This is a genomic window from Streptococcus sp. k-378 (genome assembly GCF_013277505.1).
Classification (GTDB): Bacteria; Bacillota; Bacilli; order Lactobacillales; family Streptococcaceae; genus Streptococcus; species Streptococcus pseudopneumoniae.
The window spans coordinates 1-814 of sequence record NZ_VMNC01000032.1 but is presented as its reverse complement, the minus strand read 5'-3'; the positions used below and the strand labels follow the sequence as shown (position 1 = coordinate 814).

Here is an 814-nt window from a genome sequence, read left to right as displayed (position 1 = left end):
TTTGATAATAGACTTCCTGCGAAACAAAATATGGTAGAATAGTTCTATGAATTATGAAGCAAGTAAACAACTAACTGATACACGATTTAAGCTCCTGGTTGGTGTTCAGCGCACCACTTTTGAAGAGATGTTAGCTGTGTTAAAAAGAGCTTATCAAGGTAAACACGCAAAAGGTGGACGAAAACCTAAATTAAGCCTAGAAGACCTTCTTATGGCCACTCTTCAATATGTGCGAGAATATCGAACTTATGAAGAAATTGCGGCTGATTTTGGTATTCAGGAAAGCAACTTAACCCATCGGAATCAATGGGTTGAAGTAACTCTTGTTCAAAGTGGTTTTACGATTTCAAGAACTCCTCTCAGTTCTGAGGATACGGTAATGATTGATGCGACGGAAGTAAAAATCACAATCGCCTTAAAAAACAATTAGCGAATGATTCTGGTAAAAAGAAATGCCACGCTATGAAGGCTCAAGCGATTGTCACAAGTCAAGGGAGAATTGTTTCTTTGGAGATCGCTGTGAACTATTGTCATGATATGAAGTTGTTCAAAATGAGTCGCAGAAATATCGGACAAGCTGGTAAAATCTTGTCTGACAGTGGTTATCAAGGGCTCATGAAGCTATATCCTCAAGCGCAAACTCCGAGGAAATCCAGCAAACTCAAGCCGCTAACAGCTGAAGAGAAAGCCTGTAACCATGCGCTATCTAAGGAGAGAATCAAGGTTGAGAATATTTTTGACAAAGTATAGTAGATTGAAACTAGAATAGTACACCTCTACTTCTAAAACATTGTTAGAAATCGATTTGACTGTC

The 814-nt window shown here is 38.6% G+C and carries 1 pseudogene; it reads left to right on the top strand.

From position 1 onward, the window contains the following. Positions 1–46: 46 nt before the first annotated feature. Positions 47–747 (top strand): annotated as a pseudogene (locus HT719_RS03735) (IS5 family transposase); the annotation flags it as partial. Positions 748–814 lie beyond the last annotated feature (67 nt).